Annotated in this window: 23 protein-coding genes; 22 read left to right on the forward strand and 1 reads right to left on the reverse strand. The window is 67.3% G+C overall.

From position 1 onward, the window contains the following. The first annotated feature begins 40 nt into the window (after positions 1-40). Both rpoC and LQ938_RS02150 read left to right on the forward strand, forming a co-directional pair. Positions 41-3916, forward strand: a complete 3876-nt coding sequence (gene rpoC, locus LQ938_RS02145; RefSeq protein ID WP_223722423.1) for a DNA-directed RNA polymerase subunit beta' — start codon at positions 41-43, stop codon at positions 3914-3916. A 160-nt stretch (positions 3917-4076) separates the two neighbouring features. Then, on the forward strand, positions 4077-4688 hold the full coding sequence (locus LQ938_RS02150; RefSeq protein ID WP_223722424.1) for a hypothetical protein: 612 nt from the start codon (positions 4077-4079) through the stop codon (positions 4686-4688). 1057 nt (positions 4689-5745) lie between these two features. On the opposite strand, the gene LQ938_RS02155 is transcribed toward LQ938_RS02150, so the two are convergent. After that, entirely contained in the window at positions 5746-6327 is a 582-nt protein-coding gene (locus tag LQ938_RS02155; RefSeq protein WP_223722425.1) for a hypothetical protein, read from the reverse strand. Between the two features lie 116 nt (positions 6328-6443). Between LQ938_RS02155 and LQ938_RS02160 the strand changes: the two genes are divergently transcribed. From LQ938_RS02160 to rpsQ, 20 genes are all read left to right on the forward strand, one after another. After that, a complete protein-coding gene (locus tag LQ938_RS02160; protein WP_223722426.1) occupies positions 6444-7469 on the forward strand; it encodes an ABC transporter in 1026 nt (341 codons plus the stop codon). Positions 7470-7502: 33 nt separating this feature from the next. Continuing rightward, positions 7503-7955, forward strand: a complete 453-nt coding sequence (locus LQ938_RS02165; RefSeq protein ID WP_223722427.1) for a hypothetical protein — start codon at positions 7503-7505, stop codon at positions 7953-7955. 70 nt (positions 7956-8025) lie between these two features. Further along, positions 8026-8688: a spermidine/putrescine ABC transporter substrate-binding protein gene (locus LQ938_RS02170; protein ID WP_223722428.1), complete on the forward strand. Its 663-nt coding sequence runs from the start codon at positions 8026-8028 to the stop codon at positions 8686-8688. Between the two features lie 8 nt (positions 8689-8696). Continuing rightward, positions 8697-10292, forward strand: a complete 1596-nt coding sequence (locus LQ938_RS02175) for a DUF5684 domain-containing protein (RefSeq protein ID WP_223722429.1) — start codon at positions 8697-8699, stop codon at positions 10290-10292. Between the two features lie 290 nt (positions 10293-10582). After that, positions 10583-10951, forward strand: coding sequence for a 30S ribosomal protein S12 (rpsL, locus tag LQ938_RS02180; RefSeq protein WP_017201609.1), 369 nt, complete (start codon positions 10583-10585; stop codon positions 10949-10951). Between the two features lie 5 nt (positions 10952-10956). Further along, positions 10957-11427, forward strand: a complete 471-nt coding sequence (gene rpsG / locus LQ938_RS02185) for a 30S ribosomal protein S7 (protein ID WP_047544478.1) — start codon at positions 10957-10959, stop codon at positions 11425-11427. Between the two features lie 77 nt (positions 11428-11504). Further along, positions 11505-13619, forward strand: coding sequence for an elongation factor G (gene fusA, locus LQ938_RS02190; RefSeq protein ID WP_269216562.1), 2115 nt, complete (start codon positions 11505-11507; stop codon positions 13617-13619). A 189-nt stretch (positions 13620-13808) separates the two neighbouring features. Then, positions 13809-15002 (forward strand): elongation factor Tu, encoded by a 1194-nt coding sequence (gene tuf, locus LQ938_RS02195; protein ID WP_223722430.1) that lies wholly within the window; start codon positions 13809-13811, stop codon positions 15000-15002. Positions 15003-15284: 282 nt separating this feature from the next. Next, entirely contained in the window at positions 15285-15803 is a 519-nt protein-coding gene (locus LQ938_RS02200) for an LPXTG cell wall anchor domain-containing protein (protein WP_223722431.1), read from the forward strand. 427 nt (positions 15804-16230) lie between these two features. Next, the gene (gene rpsJ / locus LQ938_RS02205) at positions 16231-16539 is read left to right on the forward strand and encodes a 30S ribosomal protein S10 (protein WP_045246810.1); all 309 of its coding nucleotides are present in this window, start codon (positions 16231-16233) and stop codon (positions 16537-16539) included. A gap of 8 nt (positions 16540-16547) precedes the next feature. Next, positions 16548-17207, forward strand: a complete 660-nt coding sequence (gene rplC / locus LQ938_RS02210; protein ID WP_223722432.1) for a 50S ribosomal protein L3 — start codon at positions 16548-16550, stop codon at positions 17205-17207. Between the two features lie 4 nt (positions 17208-17211). Next, a complete protein-coding gene (rplD, locus tag LQ938_RS02215; protein ID WP_223722433.1) occupies positions 17212-17871 on the forward strand; it encodes a 50S ribosomal protein L4 in 660 nt (219 codons plus the stop codon). Further along, positions 17868-18167 carry a 50S ribosomal protein L23 gene (gene rplW / locus LQ938_RS02220; RefSeq protein ID WP_223722434.1) on the forward strand — a complete coding sequence of 100 codons (300 nt, stop codon included), beginning with the start codon at positions 17868-17870 and terminating at the stop codon, positions 18165-18167. The genes rplD and rplW overlap by 4 nt, the downstream gene beginning before the upstream one ends. 24 nt (positions 18168-18191) lie before the next feature. Then, positions 18192-19031 (forward strand): 50S ribosomal protein L2, encoded by an 840-nt coding sequence (rplB, locus tag LQ938_RS02225; protein ID WP_223722435.1) that lies wholly within the window; start codon positions 18192-18194, stop codon positions 19029-19031. A gap of 13 nt (positions 19032-19044) precedes the next feature. Continuing rightward, the gene (gene rpsS / locus LQ938_RS02230; protein ID WP_223722436.1) at positions 19045-19326 is read left to right on the forward strand and encodes a 30S ribosomal protein S19; all 282 of its coding nucleotides are present in this window, start codon (positions 19045-19047) and stop codon (positions 19324-19326) included. A gap of 22 nt (positions 19327-19348) precedes the next feature. Beyond that, complete coding sequence (gene rplV, locus LQ938_RS02235) at positions 19349-19744, forward strand: 50S ribosomal protein L22 (protein WP_223722437.1); 396 nt, start codon at positions 19349-19351, stop codon at positions 19742-19744. Beyond that, positions 19744-20505, forward strand: a complete 762-nt coding sequence (gene rpsC / locus LQ938_RS02240; protein ID WP_223722438.1) for a 30S ribosomal protein S3 — start codon at positions 19744-19746, stop codon at positions 20503-20505. The genes rplV and rpsC overlap by 1 nt, the downstream gene beginning before the upstream one ends. After that, complete coding sequence (gene rplP, locus LQ938_RS02245; protein ID WP_223722439.1) at positions 20505-20924, forward strand: 50S ribosomal protein L16; 420 nt, start codon at positions 20505-20507, stop codon at positions 20922-20924. The genes rpsC and rplP overlap by 1 nt, the downstream gene beginning before the upstream one ends. Further along, complete coding sequence (rpmC, locus tag LQ938_RS15415) at positions 20924-21238, forward strand: 50S ribosomal protein L29 (protein ID WP_269216563.1); 315 nt, start codon at positions 20924-20926, stop codon at positions 21236-21238. Before rplP ends, rpmC begins: the two co-directional genes overlap by 1 nt. Next, positions 21238-21570, forward strand: coding sequence for a 30S ribosomal protein S17 (rpsQ, locus tag LQ938_RS02255; protein WP_223722440.1), 333 nt, complete (start codon positions 21238-21240; stop codon positions 21568-21570). Before rpmC ends, rpsQ begins: the two co-directional genes overlap by 1 nt. Positions 21571-21574: the final 4 nt, after the last annotated feature.

The following is a 21574-nucleotide window of genomic DNA, read 5'->3' on the forward strand; positions in this document are numbered from 1 at the left end:
TCCGGCCAGGCGACGAACAGAATCCGACACAGGAGAACTAGTGCTCGAATCAACCACTTTCGATCAGCTTCGCATCGGCCTGGCGACAGCCGACGACATCCGTCGTTGGTCATTCGGTGAGGTCAAGAAGCCCGAAACAATCAACTACCGCACGCTGAAGCCGGAGAAGGACGGTCTCTTCGGAGAGCAGATCTTCGGACCCAGCCGTGACTGGGAGTGCGCCTGCGGAAAGTACAAGCGGGTCCGCTTCAAGGGCATCGTCTGCGAGCGCTGCGGCGTGGAGGTCACCAAGTCCTCCGTTCGTCGCGAGCGCATGGGCCACATCGAGCTCGCCGCGCCCGTCACGCACATCTGGTACTTCAAGGGCGTGCCCTCGCGTCTCGGCTACCTCCTGGACATGGCACCGAAGGACCTCGAGAAGGTCATCTACTTCGCCGCCTACATGGTGATCTCCGTGGATGAGGAGGCGCGTCACCGCGACCTCCCCACGCACGAGAACAACCTGCGTCTGGAGCTCAAGAACCTCGGCGACCGCCGCGACGCCCGTGTGGCTGCGCGCATGGCCAAGCTGGAGGAGGAGCTCGCTGCCCTCGAGGCAGAAGGCGCCAAGGCCGACCAGAAGAAGAAGGTCAAGGACGCCGCCGATAAGGACATGGCCGGCATCCGCAAGAACGCCGACGAGCAGATCGGCAAGCTGGAGCGCGTCTGGGAGGACTTCCGTTCTCTCGAGGTCGGCGCTCTCAAGCCCGAGGACGACGTCTTCAACGAGCTCGTCGACCGCTTCGGTCAGTACTTCGAGGCCCACATGGGTGCGGAGTCGATCAAGCGTCGCCTCGAGGCGTTCGACCTGGCCGCCGAGTCCGAGAGCCTGCACTTGCAGATCTCGGAGGGCAAGGGCCAGCGCAAGATCCGCGCGATCAAGCGTCTCAAGGTCGTCAACTCCTTCCTGACCACGGGCATGAGCCCGGCCTCGATGGTGCTCGACGTCGTTCCGGTGATCCCGCCGGAGCTGCGCCCGATGGTGCAGCTGGACGGTGGCCGCTTCGCGACCTCCGACCTGAACGACCTCTACCGTCGCGTGATCAACCGCAACAACCGCCTCCGTCGCCTGATCGACCTCGGTGCCCCCGAGATCATCGTCAACAACGAGAAGCGGATGCTGCAGGAGGCCGTCGACGCACTGTTCGACAACGGCCGCCGCGGTCGTCCGGTCACGGGCACGGGTAACCGCGCGCTGAAGTCCCTGAGCGACATGCTGAAGGGTAAGCAGGGCCGGTTCCGTCAGAACCTGCTCGGCAAGCGCGTGGACTACTCGGGCCGTTCGGTGATCATCGTCGGACCCCAGCTGAAGCTGCACCAGTGCGGTCTGCCCAAGCAGATGGCCCTCGAGCTCTTCAAGCCGTTCGTGATCAAGCGTCTGATCGATCTCGGTCACTCGCAGAACATCAAGGCCGCCAAGCGCGCCGTGGAGCGCACTCGTCCCGAGGTCTGGGACGTGCTCGAGGAGATCATCCGCGAACGTCCGGTGCTCCTCAACCGTGCGCCCACGCTGCACCGTCTCGGCATCCAGGCCTTCGAGCCTCAGCTCGTCGAGGGCAAGGCGATCCAGCTGCACCCGCTCGTCTGCGCCGCGTTCAACGCGGACTTCGACGGTGACCAGATGGCCGTCCACCTGCCGCTGTCGGTCGAGGCCCAGGCCGAGGCACGCATCCTGATGCTCGCCTCGAACAACATCCTGAAGCCGTCCGACGGACGCCCGGTCACCCTGCCCTCGCAGGACATGATCATCGGCCTCCACCACCTGACCACGGTCAAGGTGGGCGCCGCTGGCGAGGGTCGCGTGTTCGGTTCGGTCGGCGAGGCCATCCTGGCCAAGGACGAGGGCACCCTCGACCTGCAGGCCAAGGTCCGCATCCGCGTTCCCGGTCTGACGTTCCTCGAGGGCGAAGCGCCCGAGGGCTACGAGCGTCACGGTCTGGTCGACGCATCGCTCGGTCAGGCGATCTTCAACGACACCCTCCCGAAGGGCTACCCGTTCGTTCGCGAGCAGGCAGACAAGGGCAAGCTGTCGCAGATCGTCAACAAGCTCGCCGAGGAGTACCCGAAGGTCGAGGTCGCTGCATCGCTCGACCGGATCAAGGACGCCGGCTTCCACTGGGCCACCCGTTCGGGTGTCACCGTGGCGCTGAGCGACGTGCTCACCCCGCCGAACAAGGCGCAGATCATCGCGGGCTACGAGAAGCAGGCCGCGAAGGTCCAGTCCCAGTACGAGAAGGGCCTCACGACCGACGCCGAGCGTCGCCAGGAGCTCATCAAGATCTGGACGGCGGCGACCGACGAGGTTCAGGTCGCGATGCGTGCGAACTTCCCGGAAGACAACACGATCAACCGCATGGTGTCCTCGGGCGCCCGTGGTAACTGGCTGCAGATCCGGAACATCGCCGGTATGCGAGGCCTCGTGAACAACCCGAAGGGTGAGATCATCGCCCGCCCGATCATCTCCTCGTACCGCGAGGGTCTGTCGGTGGCGGAGTACTTCATCGCGACGCACGGTGCCCGTAAGGGTCTGGCCGACACGGCCCTCCGTACGGCTGACTCGGGTTACCTCACGCGTCGACTCGTCGACGTCTCGCAGGATGTCATCATCCGCGAAGAGGACTGCGCGACCTCGAAGGGTCTCGAGCTTCCGATCGCTGCGGCCGGCGCCGACGGCGTTCTCGTCAAGGACGCGAACGTCGAGAACTCGGTGTTCGCCCGCACGCTGTCTTCGGATGTCGTGGACGAGTCCGGCACGGTTCTCGCCCAGTCCGGCGACGACGTGGGTGATGTGCTCATCAACAAGCTCGTCGAGGCCGGTGTCACCTCCATCAAGGTGCGCTCGGTCCTCACCTGCGACTCCGCTGTCGGTGTGTGCGCGAAGTGCTACGGCCGTTCGCTCGCAACCGGCAAGGTCGTCGACATCGGCGAGGCCGTCGGCATCATCGCGGCCCAGTCGATCGGTGAGCCCGGAACCCAGCTGACGATGCGTACCTTCCACACCGGTGGATCCGCGTCGGCCGAGGACATCACGCAGGGTCTGCCGCGTGTCCAGGAGCTGTTCGAGGCGCGTACCCCCAAGGGTGCGTCCCCGATCGCCGAGGCCGACGGTCGCATCACGATCGAGGAGACCGACAAGCAGAAGAAGGTCATCCTCACGCCCGACAACGGTGACGAGCCGCATGTCTACCCGGTCCTCAAGCGCGCCACCCTCCTCGTCGAGGACGGCCAGCGCGTCGAGGTCGGTCAGGCCCTCCAGGTCGGCACGCTCGACCCGAAGGAGATCATGCGCGTCATGGGCGCCCGCGAGGTGCAGAAGTACCTCGTCGGCGGTGTGCAGGGCGTGTACCGGTCGCAGGGTGTGCCGATCCACGACAAGCACATCGAGGTCATCGTGCGTCAGATGCTGCGGAAGGTCACCGTGGTCGACCACGGCGACACGAAGCTGCTGCCCGGTGAGATGGTCGACTCGCGTCGCTTCATCGACATCAACCGCCAGACGGTCGGCGAGGGCAACCGCCCCGCATCCGGCCGCCCGGAGCTGATGGGTATCACCAAGGCGTCGCTCGCGACCGAGTCGTGGCTGTCGGCCGCGTCGTTCCAGGAGACCACCCGCGTCCTGACGCAGGCGGCCATGGAGGGCAAGAGCGACCCGCTGGTGGGCCTCAAGGAGAACGTCATCATCGGAAAGCTGATCCCGGCCGGAACCGGACTTGCGAAGTACCGCAACGTCACGGTCGAGGCGACGGAGGAAGCCAAGAGCGAGCGGTACCCCAACCGCATCTTCGCGTCCGACGGTGCGTACAGCGATTCCGACCTGAGCTACGTCGACTTCGACAGCTTCTCGACGGACGACTTCACGCCCGGTACCTACAACTAAGCGAGGCGAAAGCCGCACGAGTTCGCTCGTGCGGCTGAAGCCTTCCCGCAGGGGCCTCGAGCATCACGCTCGGGGCCCCTGCGGCGTTGCGCGCGAGTCCCCGCGCGCCGCTGCGGGGTCGCCCGCCCGCTCGCCCTTACCGTTGTCCGGGGAGGGGAAAATGGCACGCATCGGCGGACGCAACAGCGCCTTGGCCTGGTTCGTCGGTCTCGTGTGCGCGGGCGTTGTCGTCACGCTCGTGGTGTTGGCGGAACCGGCGATCCCGATGGCTACGCAGCTCGTGGGCGACACGCTCCGGGGTTCTGCCCCCAAGCCCGCGCCGACCCCGACCCGCACACCCGACGCGGTGACCACGTCGACCCCCGAATGCCACGCGCTCTACAGCGAGGCGCTCTGGTCGGAGCTCACCCAGCGCGCCGGCGGAGACCCGGTGCAGGACGCGTCGCCGCCTGCGGCATCGATCGCGTCGCTCACCACCGCGCTCGCGCCGCAGGTGCGCGTGTCCTGCACGTTCACCGGCACCAACACCGGCCGGATCGCGACGACCGTGTCGGACGTCGCGCCGGACGCCGCCGACATCGCGCGTGCCACGCTCGAGGCCGGGGGGTTCGCCTGCGCCGCCTTCGGCGACGGGGTGCGCTGCGAGCACGACGCGGCGGACGGCGTGGAGGAGCAGACCATCCGTGACGGCGTCTGGATCGCCTCGACCTTCTCGGGCTGGCATCCCTCGCGCTACACCGACCGGATGGTGCGTCAGGTCTGGCCCGACTGACCCCCCCCGGTCTTCTGCCGCAGCGCCAGGTGCTGGTGGGTGGTGCGTGTTCGTGTGGTCACGCTGCGTGGTGAGCACGCGGCGGTGTCTACTCGCGCTGCGCGATGCACACGCGGCGGTGTCTGGTCGCGCTGAGCGAAGCACGCGGCGGTGTGTGGTCGCGCTGAGCGATGCACGCGGACGCGGGCGCATGCCCCCGGCGGCCCTTGCCCGCCTCCCGCCAGTCCCGATGCCAGTACCCGCATCCGCGTGCACCGCTTCGTTCGCACGTGCAGGCGCCGAGTCTCTCGGAGCTCGTTCCGTCCGCTCACGTGTCGCAATCGGTCGGCCGCGCATGCACATTGCGCCACGTGAGCGCGGGTGTGAGGTGCTCACGTGTCGCAATCGACCGCGTCACGCGACGGGTTGCGTCACTTGAGCACGCATGTGGGCGTCAGCGTTCGCGCGGCCGCGCCCGCGCGCGAGGAGCTCACGTGTCGCAATCTGTCGCGTACGGATGCGGGTTGCGTCACTTGAGCACGCATGTGGGCGTCAGCGCTCGCGCGGCCGCGCCCGCGTCCGTCCCTGTGAGCGTGGGCACCCGTCCCCGCGCGCCTGAGGCGCTCACGTGTCGCGATCTGCCGGCTGTGGATGCGGATTGCGCCACGTGAACTCAAGTGTGAGGTGCTCAAGTGTCGCAATCGACCGCGTCTCGCGACGGATTGCGCCACGTGAGCGAGCCTGTGGGCGTCAGCACTCGCGCAGCCGCGTGAGTGCCCGTGCCCGAGCCCGTGCCCGAGCCCGAGCCCGTGCCCGTGCCTGCGCGCGCTGTGACGCTCACGTGTCGCGATCTGCCGGCTGTGGATGCGGATTGCGACACGTGAGGTCGAGCGGGAGGCGCTCAGGTGGCGGAATCGGCTGGGTCGCGCGACGGATTGCGTCACGTGAGCGTGCGTGAGTGCGAGCGTGCGGGGCGTGCGTGCGGGCGTGCGGGCGTGCGGGGCGTGCGTGCGTGAGCGAGCGAGCGAGCGGAGGAGCGAGCGGGAGCGAGCGTGAGTGAGCGGGCACCCGCGGCGGGTCAGCCGAAGACGGCGGCGATGACGGAGTCGGTGTACCCGCTGGGGGCGAGGTTGCGGTAGCTCGTGTCGATCAGGATGTCGTCACGCCAGAAGAGGGTGCGACCGTCGGTGACGGGGTACTCCTCGTCGATCCAGGTCTTCTCGCAGCGGGTGCCGCCGTCCGGGGTGTAGCAGGTGTACCCCTCGCTGTCGGCGAGGCCGTTCAGCAGATCGAGGGCTGGGCCCCGCGCCATCCGCGAGATCGTGGTCGACAGCCGCCCGGTGTCGGTGTCGGGGCGACCCCAGAGGCAGACGAGCGAGCCGTCGGCCTGCGTGCCGACGTCCGACCCGTACGCGGGGTCGTTCAGGGGCAGATCACCGAATTGGGCGAGCACGGGCTCCGACACGAGCGCGCGGCAGTCGGTCGGGACGGCGACCGGCGTGGCGGTGGGTGTCGGCGTCGCCGCGGGAGCGGCGGATGCGGTCGCACTCGGCGGAGGAGTGCGCGGAGACGTCGGGCTCGGATCGGGCGCGCACGCGGTGAGGAGGATCATCGCGAACACGGCGACGGAGCCTGCGACGGCGGTGCGGATGCGGACCATGCCCACACGGTAGCGCGTGCGATGCGTGGCGCGCCTGCGCGCCTCCGCGGCGTCGGCGGATCGGCGAGTTAACCTCTCGAAAGCGGGCGTGTGCCCCGCGTGAGGAGCGGAGAGCGATGAGTGACCAGAAGACGCCGTCGGCAGGAGAACCCGTCGACGAGCCCGGCTCGGTCGACGATGTCGTGGGCCGCGCCAACGAAGGACTCGCCGAGGCGGAAGCCGCGAAGCGAGATGCCGCCGAGCGCGAAGCCCTGGCTCGTGACGACCTCGCCCGTGAAGATGAGGTGATCGCCGCTCGCGAGACGGTCGTCACCGAGCGCACCGGCGACGGAACGCCCGTGACCGAGACCGTCGTGGCCGAAGAGGTGTCCTCGCCCGTTCGCGACACCGCGTCGAGCTCGAACGACGACGTGCCCTGGTACGACCGTCCGGAATCCGTACCGATGGACCCCGAGCCCGCACCGGCGGGGGCCGCGTACGCATCCGACTCGTCCCGCGCCGCCGACCGCACTGCCGCGGTCGAGGAACGACCCACCGAGCGCGTGCCGGTCGCCGAGACCGCGTACGCCGCACCGCAGCCGATCTTCGTGCAGGCGCCCGAGGCTCCTCGTCCGCTGGGCAACCGCGGCGCCGTGGGTGCCATCGGCCTGCTCGCTGCGCTCGCGTTCGCCGTCCTGTCGTTCGCCATCATCTTCGGATACGGCTTCCTGACCGGCGCGGTCGACCCGGCTTCGGCCGCGACCGACGCGCTCGAGATCATCTCGAACGCCGTGTTCTGGGTTCCGGTCATCGTCTTCTACCTCGCGTTCTGGCTGCTCGGTGCGGTGCTCAACCGGGCGCGCTGGGCGCACTGGGTCATCTGGGGTCTGCTCGTGGGCGTCGCGTCATACGGCGGATACCTGCTCGGCGTGCTCTTCGCCGCTCCCTTCTGGGATCTCACCGCCCGCCAGGGCCGCGAGCTTCTCGAGGGTCAGCTGTTCTCGCCGCTCGCGATCCTCGCGTTCGTGCTCGGCCGGGAACTCACGATCTGGTTCGGCGCCTGGGCGGCGAAGCGCGCGGGGCGCATCACCGAGCTCAACGAGCAGGCGCAGCGCGAATACGAGCGCACACTCGAAGCGGGCCCGCAGCTCGTCCGCGCGTAGCGCATGACTGTACAGGGCGAGGGGTCCGGGCCGGTGGCCTGGCCCCTCGCTCTCGTTTTGACGGGCGTCGGGTTTCTGGCGCTCGTGATCGCAGGGCTCGGCATCGGAAGCCTGAACGCGGATGCGGATGTCATCGCGGTTCCGGGCCTCGGACCGCTCCCCGGGCCGCTCGCCGTCGTCGGGAGCGGCGTCGCCTACGCGTTGGTGGCGTGGCAGGCGGTGCGGCTCGCGCGGCCCCGATTCACGGCCGTCATCGGGGTGACGATCGCGTCGTACCTCGCCTACGGCATCGTCGGTGGGGTCGCCGCCCTGTTCGCGACGGGGTCGCTCGGCGCGACAACGACCGTCGCCATCGAGCTGCTGCTGCGCTGGCCGGGGCTCGTCGTCGCCGCATCCGCGGCCATCGCCTCGTGGTGCGCGATCGCGCTCGTACGCACCCGCGCCACCCAGCCCCGGTGGCCGTGGGAGCGCGACGACGAGGAGTAATCGTCCGATGGACGGCGGTTCGCTGCCCGCAGACCGCGGGAAATCCGCTGATGACGCTACCGTTGACAGCGTGGAGCGCTCGCTCGAGACGCAGGTCAGCCAGGCAGTCGACGCCTGGCTGCGCTGGTTGCCCCGATGGGAGCCCGCGACCCATCGCGGACGTGTGGCCGTGTGCCGTCGGTGCCTCGGTTCGCCCATCCTCTCGGCCGCCGGTGTCGGCGCCGACGTGCCGCACGGCGTGCAGCACGGGCTCTCCACGAGGATCAAGGTCATCGTCGACCATGCCGTCGCCGATTACACGGCCAGGAACCTTCCGCTCCTGCAGGCCGAGCTCGACCAGCAGGCCGTTCGCAACAGGTCGCGGTCATACCGGCCTGCGGAGGGTCTGGAGCCCGAGTTCGACGGACTGCCGCTCGATCCCGAACCGCTCCCGGGCCAGCCGTTCCTCTTCACCATCTCGGGCCTCGCGGCCGACGCGGATGCGGGCGTCCCCGACCTCCCGCCCCTCAGCGACGCGGCGAAGGCCGCGCTCCGGCAGGAAGTCGGACTCGCCGACGACTACGCGAACATGATCGGCCGTGAGGTGTGCGCAATCCTGCTGCATCACCGCATCCGCATACAAGCCTCCATCGCGGAGTATGTGGAACCGCAGATCGCCGCCATGCTGGATGAGTTGACCCGATCCCTCGACGCTCCCTTCGATCCTCGCGATCTCGACGGCCCGACCCTCTGAGGCACCACATGACAGACACATACGCCAGCTGGCTCCTGCTGACCACCTTGATCTCGAGCGCGCTCGGTCTGTTGGTCTACGTGTGGACGGCTCTCGCCCTCGGAGCGGTCTTCGCGAAGCTCGGCGTCGAGCGGTGGAAGGCCTGGGTGCCGTTCTACAACTACGCGGTGCTGCTCGGGCTCGGCGGTTTGTCCGGATGGCTCGTCCTCCTGCTGCTGATCCCCGTCTTCGGCGGCATCTTCGTCTTCGTCGCGGTCGTGACGGCCGCGCACCGCGTGAACGTGGTCTTCGGCTACGGGCCCGGCATGACGGTGCTCGCCGCGCTCCTTTTCCCCGTGTGGGCGAGCGTGCTCGGCTTCGGCGCCGCACGCCCGGTGCATCCGATCCCCGCGCGCACGTCGGCCGCGGATCAGGGCGGGCAGTACGACGATCGCTACGACCGTGCATACGCGCAGGGGGATGAACTCTCCGGCCGCCGCTCGGTGCCGTCGCCCTCGGCGTGGATCCCGCCGGCACCTCCGGCTCCCGGCCAGGAGGCTGCGGCTCCCGCGCTTCCGCCGGCCGCGCCCGTCGCGCCCGCGGTCGCCCCCGCGCCCGCCTGGGGCGAGCCGTATCGGGCGCCGGCCGCGTCCTCGGCTCCGGATGCGTATGCCGCCCCGCCGGTGACCCCCACGGCTCCGCCGGTTGATCCGTACGCGACCCCCGCCGCTCCCGCGCTCCCCGTCTCCGAGCCCGTTCTGCCGTCGACCGAGGAGACCGTCCGGCCCGAGCCGGCGGCCACCCCGGCCGCGCCCGCCGTGATGTCGTGGTGGCAGCCCGCGATCGTCGAGGAGAGCGACGACGCGGATGCTGCGGGTGCCCGGGACGACGACGCATCCGCCGTCGATCTGCCCGACTGGGCGCGCCCCGTGTCGTCGGCCCCGGTCGAGCCGGCTCCGGTCGTCCCGCCCGCCCCGGTCGTCCCGCCGGCTCCGGCCGCGGTGGAGCCGATCCCGGCACCGCCGATCGCGCCCCCGGAACCGCCCGAGCCGTCCGACGCTCCGGCTCCGGCCTCGTCGATCGCCGACGTCTTCGCCCCGCCGACGAGCCCGCGCGTGATGCGTGACTCGTTCCTTCCCGAGTCGGATGCGTTCCCGGAGGCATCGGGGGAGGTGTCCGCGGTGGTCGGGTCGCCGATCGCCGGACCCCCGCGGTCGGCGACCGCATCCGTCTCGGCGGCCCGCCCGGGTGTCGGTGACTTCGTCGAAGACACGGTGATCGCCTCGCGCCGCCGGCCGAAGTGGGCACTCACGCTGCCTGACGGCAGCTCGGTCGACATCGCGGGTGACACCGTCGTGCTCGGACGCCGGCCCGTGCCGGTGCATTCCGCACCGGGAGCGCAGCTCGTGCTGGTCGTCGATGACACCCGGACCGTCTCGAAGACGCACGCGCTGCTGCGTCGGCGCGCGGATGCCTGGATGCTCTCCGACCTCGGATCGACGAACGGGGTCGTCGTGATCGACGGCGAGACCGAGATCGAGGTCGACCCGGGAGCCGACCACGAGGTGCTCGAACGCTTCCTGCTGGGGGATGCGGAGCTACGCCTGGCGCGAACGGACGCGTGAACCCGACACGCGTTTGACCGGCTCCGGTCCGGGCGCGTATCATTGGTAGGGTGTGCGCTCTTGCGCGCCCTGCGTCGTGCCTCGGTGTGCTGCAGGAGCGTCGGGGCCGCCATCTCAGGGAATGTCCTGCGAACAGGACACCCCCACGGCATACCCACCATTCACTCGCGTCAGTCATTCTGCCGCCTGGGTGGGTCCGCGTGAGCCCGACCCGACACGGAACGCAAAGATCCGTCACGGCCGGGGGAGACCACGACGCTGTCACCGTGCAGCACAATCAAGGAGAGAACGTGCCAACCATTCAGCAGTTGGTTCGCAAGGGCCGCTCGCCGAAGGTCACCAAGACCAAGGCGCCCGCCCTCAAGTCGAACCCGCAGCAGGCCGGCGTCTGCACTCGCGTGTACACGACCACGCCCAAGAAGCCGAACTCGGCGATGCGCAAGGTCGCCCGCGTGAAGCTGCGCAACGGCACCGAGGTCACCGCCTACATCCCCGGTGAGGGCCACAACCTGCAGGAGCACTCCCTCGTGCTCGTGCGCGGCGGTCGTGTGAAGGACCTTCCGGGTGTCCGTTACAAGATCGTCCGCGGCGCCCTGGACACCCAGGCCGTCAAGAACCGCAAGCAGGCCCGTAGCCGCTACGGCGCGAAGAAGGGTTAAGGAATATGCCTCGTAAGGGTCCCGCCCCGAAGCGCCCCGTTGTCAACGACCCGGTGTACGGTGCTCCCATCGTCACCCAGCTCGTCAACAAGATCCTCGTCGACGGTAAGAAGTCGCTCGCGGAATCGATCGTCTACGACGCTCTCCGCGGCGTCGAGTCGAAGAACAGCCAGGATGCTGTCGCCACGCTGAAGAAGGCGCTCGACAACGTCCGTCCGACCCTCGAGGTCAAGAGCCGCCGCGTCGGTGGCTCGACCTACCAGGTTCCGGTCGAGGTCAAGCCGCACCGTGCGAACACCCTTGCACTGCGCTGGCTCGTGAGCTACGCGAAGGGTCGTCGTGAGAAGACGATGACCGAGCGTCTGCAGAACGAGATCCTCGACGCATCGAACGGCCTCGGTGCCGCGGTCAAGCGCCGCGAAGACACCCACAAGATGGCCGAGTCGAACCGCGCCTTCGCGCACTACCGCTGGTAAACAGCGGCGCGCCGGCCCCGGGCGAGTCCCGGGGCCGGCGCACCCACGACATCCGTCACCACAAGTAAGGACATCCCGTGGCACAAGACGTGCTCACCGACCTCACCAAGGTCCGCAACATCGGCATCATGGCTCACATCGACGCCGGCAAGACGACGACGACCGAGCGCATCCTGTACTACACGGGAACCAACCACAAGATCGGCGAGACCCACGACGGCGCCTCGACGACCGACTGGATGGAGCAGGAGCAGGAGCGTGGCATCACGATCACCTCCGCTGCTGTCACGTGCTTCTGGGACAAGAACCAGATCAACATCATCGACACCCCCGGTCACGTGGACTTCACGGTCGAGGTGGAGCGCTCGCTCCGCGTCCTCGACGGTGCCGTCGCCGTCTTCGACGGCAAGGAGGGCGTCGAGCCCCAGTCCGAGACCGTGTGGCGTCAGGCCGACAAGTACAACGTCCCGCGCATCTGCTTCGTCAACAAGATGGACAAGCTCGGCGCCGACTTCTACTTCACGGTCGACACGATCATCAACAAGCTCAAGGCGAAGCCCCTCGTCATCCAGCTGCCCATCGGCGCCGAGAACGACTTCCTCGGAGTCATCGACCTCGTCGAGATGCGCGCACTGGTCTGGGCCGGCGACGCCAAGGGTGATGTCACCATGGGCGCCAAGTACGACGTCCAGGAGATCCCGGCCGACCTCGCCGACAAGGCTGCGGAGTACCGCCAGAAGCTGCTCGAGACGGTCGCCGAGACCGACGACGCGCTTCTCGAGAAGTACTTCGGCGGTGAGGAGCTCACGGTCGCCGAGATCAAGGGCGCCATCCGCAAGCTCACCGTCACCTCGCAGATCTATCCCGTGCTGTGCGGCTCCGCGTTCAAGAACCGCGGCGTTCAGCCGATGCTCGACGCGGTCGTGGACTACCTCCCGTCCCCGCTCGACGTGCCCGCGATCGAGGCGCACGACCCGAAGAACGAAGAGATCGTCATCGAGCGGCACGCCGACCGTGACGAGCCCTTCACCGCGCTCGCGTTCAAGATCGTGACGCACCCCTTCTTCGGTCGTCTGACCTACATCCGCGTGTACTCCGGTCACCTGGACTCCGGCGGACAGGTCGTCAACTCGACCAAGTCCAAGAAGGAGCGCATCGGGAAGATCTTCCAGATGTACGCCAACAAGGAGAACCCGGTCGACTCGGTCACCGCCGGTCACATCTACGCGGTCATCGGCCTCAAGGACACGACCACGGGCGACACGCTCTCCGACTCGCAGCACCAGGTCGTGCTCGAGTCGATGACGTTCCCCGAGCCGGTCATCGAGGTTGCGATCGAGCCCAAGACCAAGGCTGACCAGGAGAAGCTGGGTCTCGCGATCCAGAAGCTCGCGGAGGAGGACCCGACGTTCCGCGTCGAGCAGAACTCCGACACCGGTCAGACCGTCATCAAGGGCATGGGCGAGCTTCACCTCGACATCCTCGTCGACCGCATGAAGCGTGAATTCCGCGTCGAGGCGAACGTCGGCAAGCCGCAGGTCGCGTACCGCGAGACGATCAAGAAGACCGTCGAGCGTCACGACTACACGCACAAGAAGCAGACCGGTGGTTCGGGTCAGTTCGCGAAGATCCAGTTCGCGCTCGAGCCGCTCGAGGTCACGGCCGACAAGACCTACGAGTTCGAGAACAAGGTCTCCGGTGGTCGTATCCCGCGCGAGTACATCGGACCCACCGACCAGGGCTTCCAGGACGCAATGAACGTCGGCGTGCTCGCCGGCTACCCCATGGTGGGCGTCAAGGCGATCCTGCTCGACGGTGCATCGCACGATGTCGACTCCTCCGAGATGGCGTTCAAGATCGCCGGATCCATGGGCTTCAAGGAGGCGGTCCGCAAGGCGAACCCCGTCATCCTCGAGCCGATCATGTCGGTCGAGGTCCGTACTCCCGAGGAGTACATGGGCGACGTCATCGGCGACCTGAACTCGCGTCGCGGACAGATCCAGTCGATGGAGGATGCGGCCGGCGTCAAGGTCGTCCGTGCCAACGTCCCGCTGTCCGAGATGTTCGGCTACATCGGTGACCTGCGCTCGAAGACCTCGGGTCGCGCCGTCTACTCGATGGAGTTCGACAGCTACGCCGAGGTGCCCCGCGCCGTGGCAGACGAGATCGTCCAGAAGAACAAGGGCGAGTAATCGCCCGGGATGCGGCGGTCCGCCGCCGCATCCCGAGTTCTCCTGGTTCCCAGCGAAGGGCGATCGATGCCATTCGACGGGTTCACAACTTCACACCGCACTCTCTACTAAACTGAGAACCATCCCCGCAGCGTGCCGGTCGCAAACCAGCGCCCGGATTCGCTGCACAACCGTCCTGAGGAGGACCCAGTGGCTAAGGCCAAGTTCGAGCGGACCAAGCCGCACGTGAACATCGGAACGATCGGTCACGTCGACCACGGCAAGACCACGCTCACCGCAGCAATCTCGAAGGTGCTCGCCGACAAGTACCCGTCGGCCACCAACGTGCAGCGCGACTTTGCGTCTATCGACTCCGCTCCTGAAGAGCGTCAGCGCGGTATCACGATCAACATCTCGCACGTCGAGTACGAGACCCCCAAGCGCCACTACGCGCACGTCGATGCTCCCGGGCACGCCGACTACATCAAGAACATGATCACCGGTGCCGCTCAGATGGACGGCGCGATCCTCGTGGTCGCCGCCACCGACGGCCCGATGGCTCAGACCCGCGAGCACGTGCTGCTCGCGAAGCAGGTCGGCGTGCCGTACCTGCTCGTGGCGCTCAACAAGAGCGACATGGTCGACGACGAGGAGATCCTGGAGCTCGTCGAGCTCGAGGTTCGCGAGCTGCTCTCGAGCCAGGACTTCGACGGCGACAACGCCCCCGTCGTCCGCGTCTCGGGCCTCAAGGCTCTCGAGGGCGACGCCGAGTGGGTCGAGAAGATCGTCGAGCTCATGGAAGCCGTCGACGAGTCGATCCCCGACCCGGTGCGTGACAAGGACAAGCCGTTCCTCATGCCCGTCGAGGACGTCTTCACGATCACCGGTCGTGGAACCGTCGTCACCGGTCGTGCCGAGCGTGGCACCCTGGCCATCAACTCCGAGGTCGAGATCGTCGGCATCCGCCCGACGCAGAAGACCATCGTCACGGGTATCGAGATGTTCCACAAGCAGCTCGACGAGGCCTGGGCCGGCGAGAACTGTGGTCTGCTCCTGCGCGGCACCAAGCGTGACGACGTCGAGCGCGGCCAGGTCGTCGTGAAGCCCGGTTCGGTCACCCCGCACACCGGCTTCGACGGCACCGCCTACATCCTGTCCAAGGAAGAGGGCGGCCGTCACAACCCGTTCTTCACGAACTACCGTCCGCAGTTCTACTTCCGCACCACCGACGTCACCGGCGTCATCACGCTGCCCGAGGGCACCGAGATGGTCATGCCCGGCGACACCACCGACATGGCCGTCGAGCTGATCCAGCCGATCGCTATGGAAGAGGGCCTCGGCTTCGCGATCCGTGAGGGTGGCCGCACCGTCGGCGCCGGCACGGTGACCAAGATCACCAAGTAATATCTGCGTCAGTCGACACCCCTCGGGCCTCACGGTCCGGGGGGTGTCGTCGTTCGCGACGTCGCCATCGGTGGAGATTTAGCCCGCGGATGCGGCGCGCCGCCGCCACGGCAACGTTACGGCCAGGTAAAGAAACGTCACGGATACCCCCCTCAACTTGAGAATCGGCTGAGTGAGCGGTTACTGTCGCATGAGGGGCAGACAAGACTTTCGGTCTTATTCGTTCCTCCGGCCACATTCACGCGAGTGAGGCGCCGCCTCAAACCCCACGGAGATCACATCATGAAGAGCCTTCGCACCAAGCTCGCAGCGGTCGTTATCGCCGCTGCCGCCATCATCGCGGCACCTGCCGCGGCCAACGCCTACACCCCGGTCGCTCCCGGTGGCGCGAACCAGACGGTCGCCCCCGGTGGCACCGTCACGGTTCCGTTCACCGGCTTCGCGCCGAACGACACGGTCACCTTCGTCCTCACGGGCGAGAACGCGGCCGGAGCAACGCTCGCGGCCGTGAAGACCGCTGTGAACACCAAGACCATCGCCAAGGTCTCTTCGGCGTCGGGCGCTGTTTCGGTGGCCGTCACGCTTCCGACCAACGCGACCGGCTCATACCGGCTCGTCGGTACGGGCGCAGCGGGCGGAGTCGCCGAGGCGACGATCGTCGCTGGCGCAGCCGGTGGCCTGCCGGCAACCGGTGTCGACAGCGCGTCCCTCATGGGCGTCTGGATCGGCGGCGGCGTGCTGCTGCTCGGCGGCCTGGCCGTCACGGTCTTCGCAGTTCGTCGTCAGCGCGAGACCGTCTGACCTTCGCTTCACGGAGAACCCCCGGACCGAAAGGTCCGGGGGTTCTTGCGTGCGAGGGAGCGGCTCCCGCCTCGGCGACACGCCGTAACAGACACGCCCGAGTTTGCGACACGCCCGGGCGGCACGTAGACTGTTGAGGTTCCACATTCCGGCGGCTCACGCCCCGGATCACTGTCAGGGCAGTGCATAGGCGGCGCGAAAGCGCGACAACCTAGGCCGCGGACAGCAGAACAACACATCCCACACCTCGCATCCCGGAAACGGGCGCTTCCACGCGTGCGAGGGCGGGACCGGAGCCACCGGCTCCGGTCTGACATCAGAACAGTGGTGCGGTCACCGTGAAAGCGGGAGAAGTGCCCGGCGCGTAAGCGTCACCGTGCGTCCGATGCCCCAGAGGTATGACGCGAGAAAAGAGAGTGAGCAGACAATGGCGGGACAGAAGATCCGCATTCGCCTGAAGTCGTACGATCACGCCGGGCTCGACAGCTCCGCGCGCAAGATCGTCGACACCGTGACCCGTGCCGGCGCGACGGTCGTGGGCCCCGTGCCCCTGCCGACCGAGAAGAACGTCGTCGTCGTCATCCGGTCGCCCCACAAGTACAAGGACAGCCGCGAGCACTTCGAGATGCGCACCCACAAGCGCCTCATCGACATCATCGACCCGACGCCCAAGGCCGTCGACTCGCTGATGCGTCTCGACCTCCCGGCCGACGTCAACATCGAGATCAAGCTCTGAGGTCCGGTATGTCTGACATCAACTCCAAGGTCTCCCACGGTCTGCTCGGCACCAAGCTCGGCATGACCCAGGTGTGGAACGAGCAGGGAAAGCTCATTCCCGTCACCGTGATCCAGATCACCCCGAACGTGGTCACCCAGGTCCGCACCCCCGAGAAGGACGGCTACAACGCCGTTCAGATCGCCGCCGGCCAGATCGACCCGCGCAAGGTCACGAAGCCCCTCGAGGGTCACTTCGAGGCCGCCGGTGTCACGCCGCGTCGCCACCTCACCGAGATCCGCACGGCCAACGCCGCGGACTACTCGCTCGGCCAGGAGCTCACCGTTGACGGTGTGTTCGAAGGCGGCCAGCTGGTCGACGTCGTCGGCACCAGCAAGGGCAAGGGCTTCGCCGGTGTCATGAAGCGTCACAACTTCAAGGGCACGGGCGCCTCGCACGGTGCGCACCGCAACCACCGCAAGCCCGGTTCGATCGGCGCATCGTCGACCCCGAGCCGCGTCTTCAAGGGCATGCGCATGGCCGGCCGTATGGGTGGCGAGCGCGTGACCGTCCTCAACCTCACGGTGCACGCCGTCGACGCCGAGAAGGGCCTGCTGCTCGTCAAGGGCGCCGTCCCCGGTGCTCGTGGCCGCATCGTCTTTGTCCGCAACGCAGTGAAGGGTGCCTGAACGCATGGCTGACTCCACGCTCGCGCTCGACGTCCGCACCTCCGGCGGCAGCACGACCGGTTCGGTCGAGCTCCCCGCCGAGCTGTTCGACGTCAAGACGAACATCCCGCTCATCCACCAGGTCGTCGTGGCGCAGCTCGCCGCCGCACGCCAGGGCACGCACTCGACCAAGCGTCGCGGCGAGGTCTCCGGCGCCGGCCGCAAGCCGTTCAAGCAGAAGGGCACCGGTAACGCCCGTCAGGGTTCCATCCGTGCCCCGCACATGACCGGTGGTGGCATCGTCCACGGTCCGAAGCCGCGCAATTACTCGCAGCGCACCCCCAAGAAGATGGTCGCCGCGGCCCTTCTCGGAGCGCTCAGCGACCGCGCCCGCGGATCCCGTCTGCACGTCGTCGACAGCTTCGGCATCGAGGGCGCCCCGTCGACCAAGTCCGCCGCATCCGTGCTGGCGACCCTGGCTCCGACGAAGAACGTCCTCGTCGTCATCGAGCGTGACGACGAGATCACGGTCAAGAGCGTTCGCAACCTCGCGTACGTTCACGTCCTGACGTTCGACCAGCTGAACGCCTACGACGTGCTCGTCTCCGACGACATCGTCTTCACCAAGGCCGCCCTCGACGCGTTCGTCGCGTCGAAGTCGTCCACCGAGGAGGTCTCGGCATGACCGCCGTGAACAAGGACCCGCGCGAGATCATTCTGAAGCCGGTCGTTTCGGAGAAGAGCTACGGTCTCATCGACGAGGGCAAGTACACGTTCTACGTGGACACCCGCGCCAACAAGACCGAGATCAAGCTCGCCATCGAGAAGATCTTCGGCGTCAAGGTGGCCTCGGTCAACACGATCAACCGCGTCGGCAAGCTCCGTCGCACCCGCTTCGGGATCGGCAAGCGCAAGGACACCAAGCGCGCCATCGTCACCCTGAAGTCGGGCACCATCGACATCTTCACGGCAGTCGGCTGACGGTCGGGATAGAGGACACAGATTATGGCTATTCGCAAGTACAAGCCGACGACCCCGGGTCGCCGTGGCTCGTCGGTGGCGGACTTCGCCGAGATCACCCGATCGACGCCCGAGAAGTCCCTCCTTCGCCCCCTGTCCAAGACAGGTGGACGTAACAACCAGGGTCGCATCACGACCCGTCACATCGGTGGTGGACACAAGCGCCAGTACCGCGTGATCGATTTCCGTCGCAACGACAAGGACGGCATCGACGCGAAGGTCGCCCACATCGAGTACGACCCCAACCGCACGGCGCGCATCGCGCTGCTGCACTACGCGGACGGCGAGAAGCGCTACATCATCGCGCCGAACAAGCTGTCGCAGGGTGACGTCGTCGAGTCGGGTCCTTCCGCCGACATCAAGCCCGGCAACAACCTGCCGCTTCGCAACATCCCCACCGGTACCGTGATCCACGCGATCGAACTGCGTCCCGGCGGCGGAGCGAAGATGGCACGTTCGGCGGGCGCATCCGTGCGTCTCGTCGCGAAGGACGGCCCCTACGCCCAGCTGCGTCTGCCCTCGGGCGAGATCCGCAACGTCGATGCGCGCTGCCGCGCGACCATCGGCGAGGTGGGCAACGCCGAGCAGTCGAACATCAACTGGGGCAAGGCCGGCCGCAACCGTTGGAAGGGCATCCGCCCGACCGTCCGTGGTGTCGCCATGAACCCGGTCGACCACCCGCACGGTGGTGGTGAGGGTAAGACCAGCGGTGGACGCCACCCGGTCACCCCGTGGGGACAGCCTGAGGGCCGTACCCGTCACGCGAACAAGGAAAGCGACAAGTACATCGTTCGCCGTCGCACCGCCAGCAAGAAGCGCAAGTAGGTAGGAACAGAAGATGCCACGCAGTCTTAAGAAGGGCCCCTTCGTCGACGAGCACCTGCTTCGCAAGGTCGTGTCGCAGAACGAGGCGGGTTCCAAGAACGTCATCAAGACCTGGTCACGTCGCTCGATGATCGTCCCGGCAATGCTGGGTCACACGATCGCCGTGCACGACGGACGCAAGCACATTCCTGTGTTCGTGACCGAGACCATGGTCGGCCACAAGCTGGGCGAGTTCTCGCCCACCCGCACCTTCCGCGGCCACGTGAAGGACGACAAGAAGGGCCGCCGCCGCTGACGCGGGGGCACAGGGAGAAGAAATGGTGGAGTCCATCGCACGCGTGCGACACATCCGCGTGACCCCTCAGAAGGCTCGTCGTGTCGTTGCGCTCATCAAGGGGAAGCAGGCCGAAGAGGCCCTCGCCATCCTGAAGTTCGCACCTCAGAGTGCCAGCGAGCCGATCTACAAGCTCGTCGCCTCGGCGATCGCCAATGCGCGCGTCAAGGCCGACAAGGACAACGAGTTCCTCGATGAGCAGGACCTGTTCATCACAAACGCGTTCGTCGACGAGGGCACGACGCTCAAGCGGTTCCGGCCGCGAGCGCAGGGTCGCGCGTTCCAGATCAAGAAGCGCACCAGCCACATCACGGTCGTCCTCGCGACGCCCGCGGTCGCTGATGCTGCTTCGACCCAGACCAAGAAGGCGAGCAAGTAATGGGACAGAAAGTAAACCCGTACGGCTTCCGCCTCGGTATCACCACCGACCACGTGTCGCGTTGGTTCTCGGACTCGACGAAGCCCGGTCAGCGCTACGCCGACTACGTGGCCGAGGACATCCGCATCCGGAAGCTGCTGCTGACGAGCCTCGATCGCGCGGGCGTCAGCAACATCGAGATCGAGCGCACGCGTGACCGCGTTCGCGTCGACATTCACACCGCCCGCCCGGGCATCGTGATCGGCCGCCGGGGAGCTGAGGCCGAGCGCATCCGCGGCGACCTCGAGAAGCTCACCAGCAAGCAGATCCAGCTGAACATCCTCGAGGTCAAGAACCCCGAGGCCGACGCCCAGCTCGTCGCGCAGGGAATCGCCGAGCAGCTCTCCGCACGTGTGGCCTTCCGCCGCGCGATGCGCAAGGGTCTGCAGGGCGCTCAGCGTGCCGGTGCCAAGGGCATCCGGATCCAGGTGTCGGGTCGTCTCGGCGGCGCCGAGATGAGCCGGTCGGAGTTCTACCGCGATGGTCGTGTGCCGCTGCACACGCTGCGCGCGAACATCGACTACGGCTTCTACGAGGCCAAGACCACCTTCGGCCGCATCGGCGTGAAGGTCTGGATCTACAAGGGCGATCTCACCAACAAGGAACTCGCTCGCGAGCAGGCCAACGCGCCGAAGGCTCCCCGCGGTCGTGACGACCGTGGTGGCGACCGTCGTCGTCCGCCTCGCAACGAGGCCCCCGTCGCAGAAGGAGCGTCTGCCTGATGCTTATTCCCCGCAAGGTCAAGTTCCGTAAGCAGCACCACCCGGGTCGTTCCGGGCAGGCTACCGGCGGCACCACGGTGTCGTTCGGCGAGTACGGCATCCAGGCGCTCACCCCGGCCTACGTGACCAACCGTCAGATCGAGTCCGCTCGTATCGCCATGACGCGTCACATCAAGCGTGGCGGAAAGGTGTGGATCAACATCTACCCCGACCGCCCGCTGACCAAGAAGCCGGCCGAAACCCGCATGGGTTCCGGTAAGGGTTCGCCCGAGTGGTGGGTGGCGAACGTCAAGCCGGGTCGCGTCCTCTTCGAGGTCGCCGGCGTGAGCGAAGAACTCGCTCGCGAGGCACTGACCCGTGCCATTCACAAGCTGCCTCTCAAGGCACGCATCATCAAGCGCGAGGAGGGCGACGCGTAATGGCGATCGGCACCAAGCAGCTCGCTCCGAGCGAGCTCGACACGTTCGAAGACCAGCGCCTCGTCGAGGAGCTGCGCAAGGCCAAGGAAGAGCTGTTCAACCTGCGCTTCCAGTCGGCCACCGGCCAGCTCGAGAGCCACGGTCGCATCCGCGCCGTCAAGCGCGACATCGCGCGGCTGTACACGGTGATCCGGGAGCGCGAGCTGGGCATCCGTGCCACGCCCGTCGCCGCACCGGCGCCGGAGAAGGCGAAGAAGACGAAGGCGAAGAAGACCGAGGACACCTCGGCCGTCGCCGAAGGAGGGGCTGAGTAATGGCCACCACGAAGAAGGCTGCTGTTGAAGAGCAGACCACCGGCCACGAGAGCTCCGAGCGCGACGTCCGTGACGTCAACGCCCGCGGTTACCGCAAGGCCCGCCGCGGCTACGTCGTCAGCGACAAGATGGACAAGACCATCGTCGTCGAGGTCGAAGACCGCGTGAAGCACCCGCTGTACGGCAAGGTCATCCGCCGTACGTCGAAGGTCAAGGCTCATGACGAGACCAACTCGGCCGGCATCGGCGACCTCGTCCTCATCAACGAGACCCGTCCGCTGAGCGCTACCAAGCGCTGGCGCCTGGTCGAGATCCTCGAGAAGGCCAAGTAAGCCC

The sequence above is a fragment of the Microbacterium sp. cx-55 genome (assembly GCF_021117345.1).
GTDB lineage: Bacteria > Actinomycetota > Actinomycetes > Actinomycetales > Microbacteriaceae > Microbacterium.

Bases quoted from the DNA above. Each gene is read 5' to 3' on its own strand.
- LQ938_RS02150 (WP_223722424.1), top strand. From the start codon at position 4,077: ATGGCACGCATCGGCGGACGCAACAGCGCCTTGGCCTGGTTCGTCGGT.
- LQ938_RS02155 (WP_223722425.1), bottom strand. From the start codon at position 6,327: ATGGTCCGCATCCGCACCGCCGTCGCAGGCTCCGTCGCCGTGTTCGCG.
- LQ938_RS02160 (WP_223722426.1), top strand. From the start codon at position 6,444: ATGAGTGACCAGAAGACGCCGTCGGCAGGAGAACCCGTCGACGAGCCC.
- LQ938_RS02175 (WP_223722429.1), top strand. From the start codon at position 8,697: ATGACAGACACATACGCCAGCTGGCTCCTGCTGACCACCTTGATCTCG.
- rpsG (WP_047544478.1), top strand. From the start codon at position 10,957: ATGCCTCGTAAGGGTCCCGCCCCGAAGCGCCCCGTTGTCAACGACCCG.
- LQ938_RS02200 (WP_223722431.1), top strand. From the start codon at position 15,285: ATGAAGAGCCTTCGCACCAAGCTCGCAGCGGTCGTTATCGCCGCTGCC.
- rpsJ (WP_045246810.1), top strand. From the start codon at position 16,231: ATGGCGGGACAGAAGATCCGCATTCGCCTGAAGTCGTACGATCACGCC.
- rplC (WP_223722432.1), top strand. From the start codon at position 16,548: ATGTCTGACATCAACTCCAAGGTCTCCCACGGTCTGCTCGGCACCAAG.
- rplD (WP_223722433.1), top strand. From the start codon at position 17,212: ATGGCTGACTCCACGCTCGCGCTCGACGTCCGCACCTCCGGCGGCAGC.
- rplW (WP_223722434.1), top strand. From the start codon at position 17,868: ATGACCGCCGTGAACAAGGACCCGCGCGAGATCATTCTGAAGCCGGTC.
- rplB (WP_223722435.1), top strand. From the start codon at position 18,192: ATGGCTATTCGCAAGTACAAGCCGACGACCCCGGGTCGCCGTGGCTCG.
- rpsS (WP_223722436.1), top strand. From the start codon at position 19,045: ATGCCACGCAGTCTTAAGAAGGGCCCCTTCGTCGACGAGCACCTGCTT.
- rplV (WP_223722437.1), top strand. From the start codon at position 19,349: ATGGTGGAGTCCATCGCACGCGTGCGACACATCCGCGTGACCCCTCAG.
- rpsC (WP_223722438.1), top strand. From the start codon at position 19,744: ATGGGACAGAAAGTAAACCCGTACGGCTTCCGCCTCGGTATCACCACC.
- rplP (WP_223722439.1), top strand. From the start codon at position 20,505: ATGCTTATTCCCCGCAAGGTCAAGTTCCGTAAGCAGCACCACCCGGGT.
- rpmC (WP_269216563.1), top strand. From the start codon at position 20,924: ATGGCGATCGGCACCAAGCAGCTCGCTCCGAGCGAGCTCGACACGTTC.
- rpsQ (WP_223722440.1), top strand. From the start codon at position 21,238: ATGGCCACCACGAAGAAGGCTGCTGTTGAAGAGCAGACCACCGGCCAC.